This is a genomic window from Janthinobacterium sp. TPC_1, from assembly GCF_056037845.1.
In genome coordinates, this window is sequence record NZ_CP195157.1 from 2,384,909 (window position 1) to 2,400,990 (window position 16,082).

A 16,082-nucleotide genomic window follows, 5' to 3' on the forward strand; every position below is an offset into this window, starting at 1 on the left:
GTCCCGATTTGATGGAGCAATGGTCAGGCTGGCGGCGCGGCCGGCGCCACCAGACCCATTTCCCGCAGCACGTCATGCGCCGAGCGGAAGGCGTCGATGGCCAGCGGCATGCCGCAATACACGGCCGCGTGCAGCAGCACTTCCTGGATTTCCTGCATGGAAGCGCCATTGTTGACGGCGCCGCGCACGTGGCCGCGCAGCTCCTGGGCGCGGCCCAGGGCCGTCAGCATGGCGATCGTCGCCAGGCTGCGCGTCTTTAAATCCAGGCCATCGCGGCACCAGGTCGTGCCCCAGGCGTTGCGCGTGACGAAGTCCTGCAAGGGCGCCGTGAAGGCGTCGACCTGGGCAAAGGCGCGCTCGACAAAGGCGTCGCCCATCACTTGTTTGCGCATGCGCAAACCATTCTCGAATTGTTCATCCATGCCGCGCTCCCTGTGGAATACTCTGTTCAGATACTAGCGAGCGGGCATGGGGTGGTCAAGCTTAGTCCAGGTAGTCCGAGTATTCGCGCTGCGCGTAATGCTGCAAATTCGCCCACGGCTGCGCCTTGCTGACGGTCGGCTGCAGCTTGACGTCGACCCGGCGATAAAAAGTGTTGGCGCGGTCGCCGCTTTCGATGATCAGCGGAATCTGTTTTTGCTCATCCCACAGGATGCGCTGGAACACGCCATTCTTTTCCACTTCGCGCCAGCGCGCGCCCGTCACGTTCGATGCCTGCTTCGACAGGGGCATGGCGGCCACCAGTTTCGGGTCGAGCAGATAAAAACTGTTTTCCCAGGAACCGTCGAAATTGACGTTTTCGTATTCGGCCTTCGGAATCGAGACGACGATCTTGTCGTGCGCATCGATGTATTCCACGCGCACGGTGTTCTTTTCCAGCATCACGTGACGCGGTATCAGCACGGGATTGAAGTGCTTGTGGTCATGCTGCGTGGCTTTCAGGGCCACCTTGGTGTTTTCGCCATGCTTGTGCCCGGCATGCGCGTCCGTCGCCGGTGCCAGCACGCGCTCGACCCACACGTGGCCGGGGCGGCGCAGCATCTTTTCTTCGTAGCGGCTTTCGCGCGTCACGCCTTCCGGCGTCAGCACGCGGCTGTAGTAGGTGATGCCCAGGTCCAGGTCGGCAGGGGCGGCCGCTTGCGCGGTACCCGCGAAGCCGGCGGCGAGGAGGATGGCGATCAGGGTCGGTTTCATGGTGTTGCCTTTACGTGCAGAGGGGCGGAAGGCAAGATTGCCATCCGCCCCGGTGGGGTTACCGTGTTGATGTGGATCAGAAGCCGAAGGCCGCCTTCAGCAAGTCAAACACCTTGGTGTTGTCCAGGGTGCCCTTGAAAGCCTTGGCGCCGGCGCCCGTGGCCAGCAGCTTGACGTCGCCGCCGCCGTGGGTTTCGCTGGACAGGCGCACGCCTGTTTCTTGCAGGTAATTGTCTTTCAGGGCCGTGGCGCTGTCGACGTTGCTGCGCAGGGCAGGGCGGTTCGGGCCATTGCCGAACACCAGGGTGGTGTAGGTATTGCCGTCCGCATCCTTGCTTGGCTGGTTATCCTTGTAGCCGCGGTTGATGTCGAGGATATGGTTGCCGCGCTTGCCGTAGCCGTTGAACGCCAGGGTGTGGTCATGGTCGGCCGTGACGACGATCAGGGTATTTTCCAGCTTGGGATCGGTTTCCTTGATCTTGTCGATGGCGGCCTTGATGGCGTCGTCGAAGGCGATGGTATCCGTCAGCGCGCGCTTGGCATTGGTGCCATGCAAGGCGTGGTCGATGCGGCCGCCTTCGACCATCAGGAAGTAGCCGTTCGCGTTTTTCGACAGCAAGTCGATGGCTTTCAGCGTCATTTCCGACAGGCTAGGCTGGGTCGCGCCTTCGCCCAGCGGCGGCGTGGCCGTGCGGTCCAGTTCATATTCCAGGTGGCTGCGGGTGCTGTACAGGCCGATGAATTTCTTGCCGCTCTGCGCCGCCGCCATTTCCGCCTTGTTGGCGGCCACGGTGTAGCCCTTGGCGGCCAATTCCGTCAACAGGTTGCGGCCATCGGCGCGGCCATACTTGTTGCTGGCCGACCAAGGCGTAAAGTGGTTGCGGCCGCCACCCATCAGCACGTCGACGCCATCGCCCAAGGCCGCGTTGTAGCCCGTGCCGCCCGGTACCGTTTGTGCAGCGATCGCGTATTGCGCATTGCGGTTGCAGATGTGCGAGAACGTCGTCGCCGGCGTGGCGTGCGTCAGTTCCGTGGTGGTGATGGCGCCCACGGCCTTGCCCTTGGCTTTCGCCAGTTCCAGTATGGTCGGCACGCTCTTGTCGGTGGCCGGGCAGTTGTCCACGCCCAGGTTGCCGTTGGCGTCGCGGCCGGGCTCTTTGGCGATCGTGTCCTGCGCCATCGAGATGACTTCATTGTTCATCTTGACGCCGGTCATGTAGGCGGCCATCGATGGCGCGCTGTCCGTCGTTTGCGCATCGTGCGAGTACGTCTTGATGCGCGCCGTGCGTTCCAGCGTATCCATCGTCAGGCTGCCTTCTTCCTTGTACTGGTAGATGCGCGCCGCCGTCACGACGGACGGGCCCATGCCGTCGCCGAGGAAGAAGATGACGTTCTTGGCGTCGGCGGCGTAGGCGCTGGCAACGCTGGCGGCCACGAGCGTGGTCAGCAGGGAGAGTTTCAGGGCGGGTTTCAATGCGAGTTTCATGTGCTTGTCCAATTCTTGTCTCTTGGGATTACAGACCGCCGGCGGTCTTGACCAGGCCGAATACTTTGGTGTTGTCGATGGTGCCCAGGAAGGTTTCCGAACCCTTGCCGATGGCGCCCAGGAAGACGTCGGTGCCGCCGTGGGTTTCATTGCCGATCGCAGTGCGGATCACCGCTTCCTGATGGTACATATTGGCGCTGGTGACGGTTTCATCGAGGCTGGCCATGGCGGCGCGGCTCGATTGGGTGCGGTTTTCGCCATTGCCGAAGCCGATGATCGAGTACGGTGCGCCATCGAGGTCTTTCTCGACCGCGCCGGTGACGTAGTTTTTCACCACGCCCAGCACGCCAGGGTTGCCGGCAGCCGTCTTGCCCGTGCGCTTGGCGTAGCCGTTCAGCACCAGGGTGTGGTCATGGTCGGCCGTGACGACGATCAGGGTATTGGCCAGGGTCGGGTCGGTCAGCTTGGCTTTCTCGATGGCGGCCTTGATGGCGTTGTCGAAAGCGACCGTATCTTGCAGCGCTTTCTTGGCCGTCGTTTCGTGCAGCGCATGGTCGATGCGGCCGCCTTCGACCATCAGGAAGTAACCCTTCTTGTTCTTGGCCAGCACGTCCATGGCCTTGGTGGTCATTTCCGCCAGGCTCGGTTCCTTGCTTGCGTCGCGGTCCAGGTCGTAGCTCATGTGGCTGGACGTGAACACGCCGAACAAACGCTCCGTCTTGGCCGCATCGACGGCCTTGAAGTCGGCGCCCGTGTTGGCCACCGTGTAGCTCTTCGCTTTCAGTTCGGCGACCAGGTCGCGGCCGTCGGAACGCTTGCCGCCATCCTTGAACGGCTTGAAGAATTGCGCGCCGCCACCGAGGACCACTTCCAGGCCGGTGGTGCCCAGCGCGCTGTTGTAGCCCGTGCCGCCCGGTACCAGGGCGGCGGCGATATCATTTTCCAGGTCGCGGTGGCAGATGTGCGAATAGGTCGCGGCCGGCGTGGCGTGCGTCACGCGCGCCGTGCTGACGACGCCGGCGGCAAAGCCCTTGGCCTTGGCCAGTTCCAGCAGGGTGGTGGCGGGCGTGCCGTTGCCGGTGCCGCATTTGTTGACCAGCTTGTTGCCGTTCGCATCCGTGCCCGGGTCGATGGCGAGCGTGTTGGCCGACATCGAGATGACTTCATTGTTCATCTTGACACCGGTCATGTAGGCGGCCATCGATGGCGCGCTGTCCGTCACTTGCGCGTCGTTCGAGAACGTTTTCACGAAGGCCGTTTCCGGCAAGGTGTCCATGGTCAGCGCACCTTCTTCGCCCACCGAATAGATGCGCGCGGCCGTCATGGTGGTCAGGCCCATGCCATCGCCGAGGAAGAAGATGACGTTTTTCGGCGGCGCTTCAGCCACTACCTCTTCTTTTTTGGCATCGCTGCCGCAGGCGGCCAGCATCAGGGTGATGGCGACGCTGCAGCCAGCGACGGAAATTTTTCTGCGTGTCATGTGGTTCATCCGGCTAGGTTTGAAAGAGCTGGCAGGATAACAATGCAATGTGACACCATCATGACGCTGTGACACATTTGGCCACGCCGGTGCGCACGGCGGCGTGCTTGCCAGTGTCTTATTAAATCGAAATAAGCAACAAACAATTGCGTTTTAACGGGTTTTTCTACCGAATAAAGCAACGTAAGATGCCCTCATCCCAATCATCTTGTGAAGGCAGATCATGTTCTCCAAATCCATCAGCAGCGTTCTTGTTTCCACCCTGTTTGCCGCCGGCGCCGCCTCGGCCGCCGCCAGCGCTCCCCTGAGCCTGGAAGTATTCAACCCGGGCGAAGCGGCGATTTTCCCCGTCGCTTCCGTGCTGGTTGCGGGCAAGCATGACGCCGTGCTGATCGATGCGCAGTTTTCGCGCGCCGAAGCGCAAAAGCTGGTGGAAAAGATCCGCGCCAGCGGCAAGAAACTGACGACGGTCTATATCAGCCACAGCGATCCCGATTTTTACTTCGGCCTCGACGTGATCAAGGCAGCGTTCCCGCAGGCGAAAATCGTTGCCACGCCGGAAACCGTCGCGGAAATCCGCCGCAAGGCTGACGCCAAGGTCGCCTACTGGGGCCCGATTTTGAAGGACAATGCGCCGCACGCCATCGTCATCCCCGAAGCCTTGAAGGGCAAGCGCATCAGCCTGGAAGGCCAGTCGCTGGACATCGCCGGCCCGACGCCGGCGCGCACCTATGTGTGGATTCCATCGATCAAGGCCGTCGTCGGCGGCGTGGTGCTGTTTGGCAACTTGCACGTGTGGACGGCCGATACGCAAAGCCTGCAATCGCGCCAGGACTGGCTCAAGACGCTCGATGGCATCGCCGCCCTGAAACCTGTCACCGTCGTGCCCGGCCACTTCAAGGTGGGTTCGCCCCTGGCGCCCGACAGCATCGGCTTTACGCGCGACTACCTGGTGACGTTTGAAGGGGAAACGGCCAAGGCAGCCAATTCCGCCGCCCTGATCGAAGCGATGAAAACGCGCTATCCGCAGCTGGGCCTGGATGGTGCTTTGGAGACCAGCGCCAAAGTGGCAAAAGGCGAAATGAAATGGTAAGCGGCAAGGCCGGCATGCCCACACTGCACTACATTTTCGACCCGCTGTGCGGCTGGTGCTACGGCGCCGCGCCGCTGGTCGAGGCGGCGCGCGCCGTGCCCGGCCTGGCGGTGGCGTTCCACGGCGGCGGGATGATGACGGGCAGCAATCGCCGCCAGATCACGCCCGCCTGGCGCGGCTATGTGCTGCCGCATGACCGGCGCATCGAGCAATTGTCGGGCCAGCCCTTCGGCGACGCCTATATCAACGGCTTGCTGAACGACACTACGGCCATGATGGATTCCGAGCCGCCGATCACGGCCATCCTGGCGGCTGAATCGCTGGCCGGCAAGGGCCTGGACATGCTGCAGCGCGTGCAGCGCGCCCATTACGTGGACGGCTTGCGCATCGCCGACGTGCCAGTGCTGGTGACCTTGGCGCAAGAGCTGGGCATGGACGGGGCCGCATTCGGGGGGGAATATGCGCGGCAGGCGGGCGCCGCCACGCAGCGGCACATCGACGCCAGCCGCGCCTTGCTGGCGCAGGTGGGCGGCCAGGGCTTTCCCACGTTCGTGCTCGACGATGGCAGCGGCAAGCTGTCCGTGATCGATATCGGCGGCTTCCTGGGCCAGCCGGCGAAGTTGCAGGCACAGCTCGGTGGCGTGTGCGACGCCCACGGTTGCGTATTGTAAATAACTATCGGATCGATAAAATCAATTAGCTTTTCCTTTGTTGTTGACCTCGTTACACTGGTTTCATTAGTCAACAACGAAGGAAAAGCAGCCATGAGTCAACAGCCACCATTCAGTACCGCCTCGGGCATCCCCGTCGCCGACAACCAGAATTCCATCAGCGCCGGCCCCCGCGGCCCCCTGCTGTTGCAAGACTTCCACCTGATCGAAAAACTCCAGCATTTCAACCGCGAGCGCATCCCGAGCGCGTCGTGCACGCGAAAGGCTCGGGCGCCTACGGCACCTTTACCGTCACGCACGACATTTCGCGCTACACCAAGGCCAAATTGTTTGCCGAAGTGGGCAAGCAGACGGCCACCTTCGCCCGCTTCTCCACCGTCGGCGGCGAACGCGGCAGTGCCGACACGGAACGCGACCCGCGCGGCTTCGCCGTGCGCTTCTATACGGAAGAGGGCAACTGGGATCTGGTCGGCAACAACACGCCGATGTTCTTCATCAAGGATCCGATCAAGTTCCCCGATTTTGTCCACACGCAAAAGCGCGATCCGCAAAGCAATCTGAAATCGGCCGAGATGATGTTCGACTTCTGGAGCCATGCGCCGGAAAGCCTGCACCAGGTCACCATGCTGTTCTCGGACCGCGGCACGCCGGACGGCTACCGCCACATGGATGGCTTCGGCAGCCACACGTATAGCCTGATCAATGCCGACGGCCAGCGCGTGTACGTGAAATGGCACTTCAAGACGCGCCGCCAGGGCATCAAGAATTTACCTGCGGCGGAAGCGGGCCGCCTGGCCGGGGCCGATCCCGACTACGCCCAGCGCGACCTGTTCGGCGCCATCGCGCGCGGCGATTTCCCCCAGTGGGAAGTCAAGCTGCAGGTGGCGACGCAGGAGCAACTCGACGCATGGGAACAGCGCACGGGCTGGAATCCGTTCGACCTGACGAAAGTGTGGCCGCATGGGGACTTCCCGCTGTTGCCGGTCGGTATTTTTGAGCTGAACCGCAACCCGGACAATTACCACGCGGAAGTCGAGCAAGCCGCCTTTTCGCCGGCCAATGCCGTGCCCGGCATGGGGTACTCGCCGGACAAGATGCTGCAAGGCCGGCTGTTCGCCTACCACGACGCCCAGCTGTACCGCGTCGGCACGAACCACCAGCATCTGCCCGTGAATGCGGCCCGCTGCCCCTTCCACAACCAGCAGCGCGACGGCGGCATGGCCATCCACAATGGCAGTTCGGCGCAGAACTACGCGAACGTGGCGGCGGCAGGCAGCGCGCCGCAAGGGCTGGGCCATGGCGAGCCGGCGCTGGCGCTGGACGGCGGCGCGGCGCGCTACGATGGGCGCGGCGTGGAAGACGATTACACGCAGGCCGGCAATCTGTTCCGCCTGATGTCCGCCCAGGCGAAGCAAAACCTGTTCGACAACCTGGCAGGACCGTTGAGCCAGGTACGTGCGGAAACCTTGCAGCGTCAGCTCGGTCACTTCGACCAGGCCGACCCCGCCTACGGCGCCGGCGTGCGGACCGCCTTGCAGGCGCGCGGCGCGGCACTGTAATGGTGTGTGGCAGGCGGAACAAGCTTGTTCCGCCTGTTTGATGCAGCACAAATGAGCGTTTATTAGAGCTGGATGCCAAATATTGCCGTATGGACATATTTGCCTTCCATGCGTAGACTTGTCGGTCTGATGATCGCGCCGCCTCCCTGGCGGCGTCCTGACTAGAAAGTCTTGTAATATGAATATGGCGAAGCTGTCGGTGCATGGGGACGACCCCACGCTCAAATCCATCCTCGAAGTCTTGCCCACGGATCCGGAACGGCAATGGCGCAAGGGCGAGGCGAAGGGCGTGGCGGGCCGCGTGCATCTCGATTCCGGCTTCGAAGTACTCATCGCGCAAGCGCCCAAGTCGCAAGTGTTGCCCTCGCGCATACGCAGCTACCTGGCCGAATGCCGCTCGCGCGGCGTCAGCTTCACCATGCCGCGCATCGTTGCCGAGCTGCAACTGGAACTGAGCGGCGACGACACGGTCGACGCGCCGCTCGACCTCACCCTGGCCGACATGCAGCATCTGACGGAAATGGGCATCAGCCTGAGTCTGGTGACGCGCTGCGCCGCAGCCTGATTCCCGTGTGACACAAAAAAATGGCCACCTGTTCAGGGTGGCCATTTTTCGTCATGGTTAGTCGAGTTCGACGGTGACCATATTGTCGTCCGGCTTGCGGTCGATCAGCTTGTTGTCGGGATCGATGCCCGCCTTGCCGGGCCGGCTGCCGACGATGACGGTGTAGCTCGCTTCGCGTGCCGTCATGCGCTGGCGTTCGCGCAGCAGCGGATGGCCATTCGCGTCATCGACGCCGATCTCGATCCAGTCGTGCAGCGGAGCGTCGTGTTCCTCGCCCTGTTCGCCGGCCGTCAATTTGCTTGCCTGCACCTTGATGGTGACGGCGTACTTGCCGTCGCTGCGTTTGACGGCCGTGGCCGACAGGGCGCGGTTGTCGAACAGCACGATTTTCTCGAACAGGTCGTCGATCAGGTAAGCCTGCTCGGGCGGCGTGACCTGGCGCAAGCCGGTTATCAGCGCCGTCACGCTCGCATACGGCGGGCCTTTCTGGCCGTAGGTCTTGAGCAGCTCGCGCAGCACGCCGTTGACCTTGTCTTCGCCGATCATGTCCTGCAGCAAGTACATGGCCAGGCTGCCCTTGTTGTAATGGATGTAAGTCTGGTTTTCATTCTCGGCCAGCGCAGTTCCTTCTTGCGCTCTTCGCTGCGTCCCATCAGGTATTGATTCAGGTCATAGCGCAGGAAGCGGCGCATCTTGGCCGGCCCCGCGGTTTTCTTCATCACCATCAGGGCAGAGTATTCGGCCAGGGTTTCGCTGAGCACGGTGGCGCCCCGCGTATTGCCGCCCACCAATTGATGCGCCCACCACTGGTGCGCCACTTCATGCGCCGTGACGTAGAACGGATAATCGAGGTCTTTCGGATTCTTGTCGTCCACCCTGGCGATGAAGCCCAGGCCTTCCGAGTATGGAATCGTGTTCGGGAACGATTGCGCAAACGTGGCATAGCGGGGGAACTCGACGATGCGCAAGACCTTGTGCTGGTAGGGGCCGAAGTTCTTCGTGTAGTACTCGAGCGCTTCCTTGCTGCCGCGCACGAAACGATCGAGGTTGTATTCATGGCCCGGGTGGTAATACACGTCGATGGCCACGTCTTGCCAGCGCTCGTGCCTGACGGCGTAGCGGGCAGACTGGAACGAGTAGAAGTTCAGGATCGGCTGGTCCATCGTGTAATGGAAGTAATGGCGGCCCTTGGCGATCCAGTCGTTGTCCAGCATGCCCGGCGCGATGGCCGTCTGGCCGTCCACGGTGCTGACGGTGGCATCAAAACGGATGCGGTCGGCGTCGTTGCTGACGTAGTTGTCGGCCAGTCCCTTCGCATCGTCGCGCGGCAAGGCCCGTTCGCGCGCGGGCAAGCCGTGTTTCTTGCGGTCGCGCGGATCCGTCAGTTCCAGCTGCGGCTGGTAGCCGATGTGCGGCAGCACGGCATTCGTGAAGAAGGTGCCGTTGGCCACCACGGGCGTGTCCTGGCCCAGGCCGAAGATGCCGCGCGGCGCATAGCGGATGTCGAAATCGAGGCCCAGGGTGGCGCCCGGCGCCAGCGGCGCGGCCAGGCGGTAGCTATAGAAGCCCAGCTTGCCGTCATCGAGGCCGGGATGCACGCGCGCATCGAAACGCAGGCGTGGTCGCGGTCGGGTCTTGCTGCACAAAAATGTGGCTGATCGGCAGGCTGGTCTTGTTTTGCAGCATGTAGCGGCCCGTAACGATGAGCGTTCGCTGCGCCGGGTAGATGGCCACGTCGAGTTTCACGTCGGTGATGCGCGGCTGTGGCGTGGCGGCAAACTTGCGGTACTGGCGCTCGACACTGGCGCGGTCCGCGTCGCGCGCATAGTCGGACTTGTAGTCGTTGGCCACGTGGAAGACGTAGAACAGCACGGCACCGCTACTGACGAAGATCACAGCGCCGATGGCAAAGCTGGCCAGCACGCCCTGCGTCAGGCCGTGGCGCGCCAGGCGCAGGCGGATGCGCCAGCTGTCCTGCGCGCCGCGGGGCCAGAACAGCAGTGACAGCACCGTCAGCATGACGGCCGCGCCGCTCCAGTACAGCAAGTACCAGCGCTCGCGCAACACATAGTGGCCGGCGCCGTTCATGGCCGAATACACGAAGTCAGGCGTACTGCCGTACAGCAGCAGCGGGTCGCCCAGGCCCAGCGAAGCAAAGCTGACGCTGGCGATGTGGTACAAAATCATGGCGAAATACGCCAGGTACTTGTGATTGATCAATACCTGCAAGAAAATGGCCAGCACGGCGATCAGCGCATAGTAGGGCAGGTGCGACAGGAACAGCGATTCCACGTACAGGCCCGGATCGAGGCGGTAATAGCCCTTGAAGACCTGGATCGACATGCCGCACAGCATGATGATCAGGCTCAGCAAGGCTTGCAGGCCGATCAGGGCGAACAGTTTCGACAGCAGGGGCAGCCAGTTCGGCACGGGCAGGGCGTCGAGCATCAGATGCGTGCCCGCCTCGCGTTCGCGCCACACCAGTTCGCCCGCATAGAAGGTGGTAATGATCAGCATGAACAGGGCGAACGAGGCGCTGACCATGTCCAGCACCTTTTCCGTCACGGGATACGTATTCGTGCCGTAGATGGAGCCCATGTCCAGCGCGCCCGCATACATGGTCAGCACGCCGGCCAGCACGATGACGACAAAATAAATGTTCTTGATGGTTTCGCGCAGGTTCAGCCAGCTCATCTTGAGGAGCAGGGTAGCCAGGTTGCGCTGCGCGAAGTCCGGTGTTTCCTGCGTGGACAGCGAAGCGTTCGACAGGCGCTGCGGCGCCTCGCCGTCGCTGCGGCGCCGGGTGGCGCCCGCGTCCGTCGTCGCATGGAACTGGAAGCGCCAGTAGCCGAGCAGCAAGGCCACGAGGGCGAAGCCGGACCAGATGGCGCGGTTCAGCAGGTACACGCCTTCCAGCGTCACCAGGCGCGTGTTGCGCTCCGCGTTCGGCCAGTATTCCGTCAGGCGTATCAGCGCCGTCGTGCCGAACGGGTCGATCAGGGCGGCCAGGGTCTTGTAGTCGAGGTCGCGCGCCAGCGACGGCGCCACCAGGTAGCCGATCAGCATGACTACCGAGCTGATGTACACGGGCAGCATGCGCCGCGTCAGGGCCGCGATGACGAAGAAGATGGCGCCGAAGATGAACAGGTTCGGCAGCAGGGTAAAGACGTAGGGCATCAGGTAGGCCAGCGCCCGTTGCGGCCCCAGCCGTTCGGGATCGATGCCGGGCAGCCAGGCGCCCAGCCAGGCGCCGATGACGATGCTGGAAAACACCACGGCCAGCACCAGCCAGGCGCCGAGGAAGCGGCCGAACACGTACTGGTATTTCTTGATCGGCGCGCTGAAGAAGAAATGCTGCATGCCGTACTCGAAATCCTGCTGCACCGAGCGGCCCATCATGGCGGCCACCACCACGGCGCCGAAGCAGCCCAGCAGGCTGCATGTGAACGCCAGCGAGCGGGGCGCGTTGATCAGGAACTTGCCGCCGAAACTGATGCTCGCTTCCTTGAAGACGCCGCCGGCGGCCGCCATCCACAGCATGGCCAGCGCCAAAAACATGGCGAAATACACCCAGGTGGACAGCAGCTTGAGCCGCTGTCGCGCTTCAAAGCGGGCGATGGCAAACATGGCTGCCCCCTCAGTCGCACTGCGGGGCGACGCGGTGGCGCCCGGCAATGGTGGCGAAATACAGGTCTTCCAGGTCGCCGATGGCTTCCTCGAAGCCGTCGCCCGGGTCGTCGTCGCTGTAGACGTGGATCAGGGTGCGGCCCGACAGCAGGCGCGTGGAAATGACGGCGTGGCGCTGCTGGAAGCTGGCCAGTTCTTTCTTTTCGACAAAACGCGCCCAGATTTTGCAGCTGACTTCGTCGATCAGTTCCTGGGTCTTGCCGCACAGCAGCAAATGGCCCTTGTTGATGATGGCCATGTTGGCGCACAGGTCGGCCACGTCGGAGACGATATGGGTTGACAGGATCACCGTCTTGTCTTCGCCGATGTCGGACAGCAGATTATGGAAGCGGACCCGCTCCTGCGGGTCGAGGCCGGCCGTCGGCTCGTCGACGATGATCAGTTTCGGGTCGCCCAGCAGGGCTTGCGCGATGCCGAAGCGCTGGCGCATGCCGCCGGAAAAGCTGCCCAGGCGCTGGTGGCGCACGTCGAACAAATTGGTTTGCTGCAACAGGCCATCGACGACTTCGCGCCGGCGCGCCCGCTGCGACAGCCCTTTCAAGGTGGCGAAGTGGTCGAGCAGCTCGTAGGCCGTCACTTTCGGGTACAGGCCGAAGTCCTGCGGCAGGTAGCCCAGCATGCGGCGGATCTCGTCCTTGTCGTCGAGCACGTCGTAGTCGCCGAAGAAGATGGAGCCGGAATCGCATTCCTGCAGGGTGGCCAGGGTGCGCATCAGGGTCGACTTGCCGGCGCCGTTCGGGCCCAGCAAGCCGAACATCCCGGGCGGTATCGTCAGCGACACGTTATCCAGCGCTACCACGCCATTCGCGTAGGTTTTCGACAATTTGCGAATCTGCAATTCCATACAACTCCTGACTCATGCGTTGCAGCCCGATGGTGCAGGGCTTCTCTATGCTGGCATTGTATTGAATTTAAGACGTACTGGGCAGTTGCATGCGATACACGGCATTTTCGCGTGGCCAGAGTGCAATTGGCGGGAGTGGACGGCGCGCCGGAGGTGCTGTTTCCGGCGCGTCCTGCGAGTATCAGTTGCGGAACAATACCGATTCCCGGTTAAACCACCAGCGGCACAGCATCAGCAGCGCGCCAGCGATGACCGTGGTCGAGGCCAGGATGACGCCGAACATGCGGTAATCCATGGTGCCTTTCACGAGTTCCTTCATGGCCAGCGACACGTTGGTCAGCGGCACCATGGCCCACATCCAGTTCAGTTCGACGCCGGGCAGCATGGCCGCCACGGTGGGCAGGATGACGAACAGCATCAATGGCGTGATCATGCCGGCCGCTTCCTTGTAGCTTTTCGCGTAGATCGAGATCGACAGCAGCAGCGAGGCGAAGATGGCGGCCGTCGGCACCAGCATCAGGGTCACCATGGCCAGGTCGGGCAAGCCGATGCTGCGCACCATGACGGCCATGTTGCCTTCCAGCGAACTGCCGAAGATGGCCAGCAGGGCACCCATGCTGCCCACCATCAGCACGGCCGAAGTCATGCCGACGGTAAACAGCACGAGGAATTTGGCCAGTACGATGGCGCTGCGCGGCACGGGCGCCAGCAGCAGGGTTTCCAGCGTGCCCCGCTCCTTTTCGCCGGCGCCCAGGTCGATGGCCGGGTACATGGCCGCCGTCAGGCACACCATCAGCAGCAGATACGGCAGCATGCCGCCGACGATGGCGCCCATCTGCTCGCGCTCGTTGGCCGTCGATTGCTTGTCGAGCACGATGGGATTGAGGGCAAAGGCCAGCTGGGCCGGACTCAGGTTCAGGGCCGACAGCGCCCCTTCGCGCAGGCTGGCGTTATAGGTGTCGACGATCTCGCGCACCCGCTGCTGGGTCACGTCGACCGTGCTGGCGCTGTTGTAGTGCAGTACCACCTTGGCCTGTTGCCGTTGCTGCAGCGCCTCTTCAAAGCGGGGCGGGATGACGACGGCAAACTTGATGGTGTCGTCGCCGATGGCGCGGCGGATCTCCCCCTCGCTGGCCAGCGGCACTTCGCGCAGGTTGTGCTGCTGGGCAAAACGCGTGCTCAAGCCCGGCGAATGGTCCTTGCCGAACAGGGCGTAGCGCATTTCCGCCGTCTTGGCGTTCTTGAACATATTGTTCGAGACATAGGCAAAGCCGCCAAAGATCAGCGGCATGGCAAAGATGGGGATCAGAATGGTGAAGATCAGCGTCTTGCGGTCGCGCGTGAGCTCCAGCAACTCTTTCAGATAAATGGTCCACATGGCTCAGGTTCCCCGGTTGATGACGCTGACGAAGGCGTCGTACAAGTCTGCGCTGCCGCCCAGGTGGCGCAGCTCGTCGACGGTGCCGTTGAAGGCGGTGGTGCCGCGGTTGATGATGCAGACGCGGTCGCACAGCTTTTCCACCTCGTGCAGGTGGTGCGTGGAAAAGATCAGCGGCACGCGCAGCGCCTTGTAGCTGGCGATGAAGTCGAGCAGGATCTTGGCCGACATCACGTCCAGGCCCGTCGTCGGCTCGTCGAGGATGACCACCTGCGGCTCGTGCACGACGGTGCGGGCGATCGCACACTTCTGTTTCATGCCCGTCGACAACTGATCGGCCCGTTTGCCGCCGTATTCCTCCATCTGCAGCAGGGAAAACAGCTCGTCGCAGCGGCGTTTCAGCTTGTCGGCCGGCATGCCGTGCAGTCGGCCAAAGTATTCCACGTTCTCGCGCGCCGTCAGGCGGCCATACAAGCCTGTCGAGCCGGACAGGAAACCGATGCTTTGGCGCGCCACCAGCGGTTGCTGCAGCACGTCGACGCCGTTGACGAGGGCGCTGCCCGCGTCCGCCTGCAAGGCCGTCGACAGCAGGCGCAGGGTGGTCGTCTTGCCGGCGCCATTCGGGCCCAGCAGGCCCAGCACTTCGCCGGGCGCGCAGCTGAAACTGACGTCGCGCACGGCATGAAACCAGCCCTCGTGTTCGCGCGGATCGCTGACGTGCACGCCCTTGCCCTTGTGGGGCGGCATGCGGAAACGTTTTGCCAGGTGCTTGACCTCTATCATGTGCTTCATCCATTCAACGGTGAAGAAACAAGAGTAGCATGCAAAAAATGTAACTTGCAAGGTGGAAATATCGTTTGGTCTATTGAAAAAAACAGCATCTTCATGCAAGCTGGCCCGGTGGGCGCCGGCGGACGGCGCGGGAGAGCGCAATGCAAACGATCGATCAGGCGATGCAGGACAAGGTATTGGCCGTGGCCCGCGCCGGCATGACCAGCGCCGAAGCCATCGGTTTCTTCCGCGTCAGCCTGGGCCTGTACTACCTGGCCGGCCTGATGACGGAAGAAACCCTCGATTTCAAGCAGATCGACGCGCAATACAACCGTTTTATCTATCACTCGATAGGCGGCGGGCACAGCATCGCCAGCGTGCTGCAATTCATGAGCGGCGAGAAAGTCTTGCGTGTCTTGCAATCGGAGCGTTTTCGCGCCGCGTTTGCCGAATATTGCCCGGACATCCCCGTCGACAGCATTTCCTTCCTGATTTCATTGAACCTGGGCGTGGCGAAAAGCCTGTCCGGCCTCGATGCCGTCGGCCCCGTGGTGGACTGGATCGAGCAGGAAAAAGCGCGCACAAGTCAATAAAGCCCCGTTCGCCCTGCGCGCGGCGTGGGTACGGCCGGCCCTGATCGTCCTATAATTCATGTTTTACTACTCATGAGCATAGCCACGATGACCGCGAACCGCCATTTTGACCCCCTGGATCGTTTGATTGTCGGCGCCGACAAGGCCTTGCGCGTGATCGCGGGCGTGGCCTCGGCCTCGCGCCCCACGCCTGCCGCGCACGCGCCCGATGCGCAACTGAGCCCGGCTGAGCAGCGCCACAGCGCCGGCTTGATGCGCGTCAACCATGTGGGCGAAGTCTGCGCGCAAGCCTTGTACAACTCGCAGGCCCGCTATGCGCACAGCCCGGCCATCCGCGCCCAGTTCGACGAGGCGGGCCGCGAAGAGGAAGACCACCTGGCCTGGACGGCGCAGCGCCTGACGGAGCTGGGCTCGCGTCTGAGCCTGCTCAATCCCCTGTGGTATGCGGGTTCGTTTGCGCTGGGCACCATCGCCGCGCGCATGGGCGACGGCCGCAGCCTGGGTTTTGTGGTGGAAACGGAACGCCAGGTGGAAGCGCACCTGGCCAGCCATTTGCAGGAATTGCCCCCGCAGGACGCCAAATCGCGCGCCATCGTCAAGCAGATGGCCATCGACGAGGTGGAACACGGCGCCGCCGCCCAGCGACTGGGCGCCATCGATACCCCGGCGCCCGTGAAGGCGTTGATGGGCATCATGGGGAAAGTGATGACAAAAACGGCGTATTATATTTAAAACAAAGGCGCTCCGAAGAGCGCCTTTTT

At 62.7% G+C, this 16,082-nt stretch carries 15 protein-coding genes and 1 pseudogene; 6 read left to right on the forward strand and 10 right to left on the reverse strand.

Annotated elements, in window-relative coordinates:
- Positions 1–23: 23 nt before the first annotated feature.
- The 4 genes from pcaC to ACQVLG_RS11700 all read right to left on the reverse strand — a co-directional run bounded on the left by pcaC (position 24) and on the right by ACQVLG_RS11700 (position 4,160).
- On the reverse strand, positions 24–422 hold the full coding sequence (pcaC, locus tag ACQVLG_RS11685; RefSeq protein ID WP_474294653.1) for a 4-carboxymuconolactone decarboxylase: 399 nt from the start codon (positions 420–422) through the stop codon (positions 24–26).
- A gap of 61 nt (positions 423–483) precedes the next feature.
- A complete protein-coding gene (locus ACQVLG_RS11690) occupies positions 484–1,194 on the reverse strand; it encodes a hypothetical protein (protein ID WP_474294655.1) in 711 nt (236 codons plus the stop codon).
- Between the two features lie 76 nt (positions 1,195–1,270).
- Positions 1,271–2,680 (reverse strand): alkaline phosphatase, encoded by a 1,410-nt coding sequence (locus tag ACQVLG_RS11695; RefSeq protein ID WP_230541594.1) that lies wholly within the window; start codon positions 2,678–2,680, stop codon positions 1,271–1,273.
- A 28-nt stretch (positions 2,681–2,708) separates the two neighbouring features.
- Positions 2,709–4,160, reverse strand: coding sequence for an alkaline phosphatase (locus tag ACQVLG_RS11700; protein ID WP_442908087.1), 1,452 nt, complete (start codon positions 4,158–4,160; stop codon positions 2,709–2,711).
- Between the two features lie 223 nt (positions 4,161–4,383).
- On the opposite strand from ACQVLG_RS11700, the gene ACQVLG_RS11705 reads away from it, so the two are divergent.
- From ACQVLG_RS11705 to ACQVLG_RS11720, 4 genes and pseudogenes are all read left to right on the forward strand, one after another.
- Positions 4,384–5,253: an MBL fold metallo-hydrolase gene (locus tag ACQVLG_RS11705; protein WP_474294658.1), complete on the forward strand. Its 870-nt coding sequence runs from the start codon at positions 4,384–4,386 to the stop codon at positions 5,251–5,253.
- A 14-nt stretch (positions 5,254–5,267) separates the two neighbouring features.
- Positions 5,268–5,924, forward strand: a complete 657-nt coding sequence (locus ACQVLG_RS11710) for a DsbA family protein (protein ID WP_474294660.1) — start codon at positions 5,268–5,270, stop codon at positions 5,922–5,924.
- A gap of 93 nt (positions 5,925–6,017) precedes the next feature.
- Positions 6,018–7,483 (forward strand): annotated as a pseudogene (locus ACQVLG_RS11715) (catalase).
- A gap of 178 nt (positions 7,484–7,661) precedes the next feature.
- Positions 7,662–8,048, forward strand: a complete 387-nt coding sequence (locus tag ACQVLG_RS11720; protein ID WP_230541590.1) for a hypothetical protein — start codon at positions 7,662–7,664, stop codon at positions 8,046–8,048.
- Between the two features lie 57 nt (positions 8,049–8,105).
- On the opposite strand, the gene ACQVLG_RS11725 is transcribed toward ACQVLG_RS11720, so the two are convergent.
- The 6 genes from ACQVLG_RS11725 to ACQVLG_RS11750 all read right to left on the reverse strand — a co-directional run bounded on the left by ACQVLG_RS11725 (position 8,106) and on the right by ACQVLG_RS11750 (position 14,740).
- Positions 8,106–8,612 carry a hypothetical protein gene (locus ACQVLG_RS11725; RefSeq protein WP_474294662.1) on the reverse strand — a complete coding sequence of 169 codons (507 nt, stop codon included), beginning with the start codon at positions 8,610–8,612 and terminating at the stop codon, positions 8,106–8,108.
- A complete protein-coding gene (locus ACQVLG_RS11730) occupies positions 8,591–9,646 on the reverse strand; it encodes a hypothetical protein (protein ID WP_474294664.1) in 1,056 nt (351 codons plus the stop codon). The genes ACQVLG_RS11725 and ACQVLG_RS11730 overlap by 22 nt, the downstream gene beginning before the upstream one ends.
- Complete coding sequence (locus ACQVLG_RS11735) at positions 9,627–11,675, reverse strand: ABC transporter permease (RefSeq protein ID WP_474294666.1); 2,049 nt, start codon at positions 11,673–11,675, stop codon at positions 9,627–9,629. Before ACQVLG_RS11735 ends, ACQVLG_RS11730 begins: the two co-directional genes overlap by 20 nt.
- A gap of 10 nt (positions 11,676–11,685) precedes the next feature.
- Entirely contained in the window at positions 11,686–12,579 is an 894-nt protein-coding gene (locus tag ACQVLG_RS11740) for an ABC transporter ATP-binding protein (protein ID WP_035824559.1), read from the reverse strand.
- Between the two features lie 181 nt (positions 12,580–12,760).
- On the reverse strand, positions 12,761–13,957 hold the full coding sequence (locus ACQVLG_RS11745; protein WP_230541588.1) for an ABC transporter permease: 1,197 nt from the start codon (positions 13,955–13,957) through the stop codon (positions 12,761–12,763).
- 3 nt (positions 13,958–13,960) lie between these two features.
- Entirely contained in the window at positions 13,961–14,740 is a 780-nt protein-coding gene (locus ACQVLG_RS11750; RefSeq protein ID WP_230541587.1) for an ABC transporter ATP-binding protein, read from the reverse strand.
- Between the two features lie 149 nt (positions 14,741–14,889).
- Between ACQVLG_RS11750 and ACQVLG_RS11755 the strand changes: the two genes are divergently transcribed.
- The gene (locus tag ACQVLG_RS11755; RefSeq protein ID WP_230541586.1) at positions 14,890–15,321 is read left to right on the forward strand and encodes a hypothetical protein; all 432 of its coding nucleotides are present in this window, start codon (positions 14,890–14,892) and stop codon (positions 15,319–15,321) included.
- A gap of 87 nt (positions 15,322–15,408) precedes the next feature.
- Entirely contained in the window at positions 15,409–16,053 is a 645-nt protein-coding gene (gene coq7, locus ACQVLG_RS11760; protein ID WP_230541585.1) for a 2-polyprenyl-3-methyl-6-methoxy-1,4-benzoquinone monooxygenase, read from the forward strand.
- Positions 16,054–16,082: the final 29 nt, after the last annotated feature.

What these genes read in the sequence shown, in the direction of transcription:
- ACQVLG_RS11705 (WP_474294658.1), top strand. Translation starts at nt 4,384, where the DNA reads ATGTTCTCCAAATCCATCAGCAGCGTTCTTGTTTCCACCCTGTTTGCC.
- ACQVLG_RS11745 (WP_230541588.1), bottom strand. Translation starts at nt 13,957, where the DNA reads ATGTGGACCATTTATCTGAAAGAGTTGCTGGAGCTCACGCGCGACCGC.
- ACQVLG_RS11735 (WP_474294666.1), bottom strand. Translation starts at nt 11,675, where the DNA reads ATGTTTGCCATCGCCCGCTTTGAAGCGCGACAGCGGCTCAAGCTGCTG.
- ACQVLG_RS11695 (WP_230541594.1), bottom strand. Translation starts at nt 2,680, where the DNA reads ATGAAACTCGCATTGAAACCCGCCCTGAAACTCTCCCTGCTGACCACG.
- ACQVLG_RS11750 (WP_230541587.1), bottom strand. Translation starts at nt 14,740, where the DNA reads ATGATAGAGGTCAAGCACCTGGCAAAACGTTTCCGCATGCCGCCCCAC.
- ACQVLG_RS11740 (WP_035824559.1), bottom strand. Translation starts at nt 12,579, where the DNA reads ATGGAATTGCAGATTCGCAAATTGTCGAAAACCTACGCGAATGGCGTG.
- coq7 (WP_230541585.1), top strand. Translation starts at nt 15,409, where the DNA reads ATGACCGCGAACCGCCATTTTGACCCCCTGGATCGTTTGATTGTCGGC.
- ACQVLG_RS11710 (WP_474294660.1), top strand. Translation starts at nt 5,268, where the DNA reads ATGCCCACACTGCACTACATTTTCGACCCGCTGTGCGGCTGGTGCTAC.
- ACQVLG_RS11755 (WP_230541586.1), top strand. Translation starts at nt 14,890, where the DNA reads ATGCAAACGATCGATCAGGCGATGCAGGACAAGGTATTGGCCGTGGCC.
- ACQVLG_RS11725 (WP_474294662.1), bottom strand. Translation starts at nt 8,612, where the DNA reads ATGTACTTGCTGCAGGACATGATCGGCGAAGACAAGGTCAACGGCGTG.
- ACQVLG_RS11700 (WP_442908087.1), bottom strand. Translation starts at nt 4,160, where the DNA reads ATGACACGCAGAAAAATTTCCGTCGCTGGCTGCAGCGTCGCCATCACC.
- ACQVLG_RS11690 (WP_474294655.1), bottom strand. Translation starts at nt 1,194, where the DNA reads ATGAAACCGACCCTGATCGCCATCCTCCTCGCCGCCGGCTTCGCGGGT.
- ACQVLG_RS11720 (WP_230541590.1), top strand. Translation starts at nt 7,662, where the DNA reads ATGAATATGGCGAAGCTGTCGGTGCATGGGGACGACCCCACGCTCAAA.
- pcaC (WP_474294653.1), bottom strand. Translation starts at nt 422, where the DNA reads ATGGATGAACAATTCGAGAATGGTTTGCGCATGCGCAAACAAGTGATG.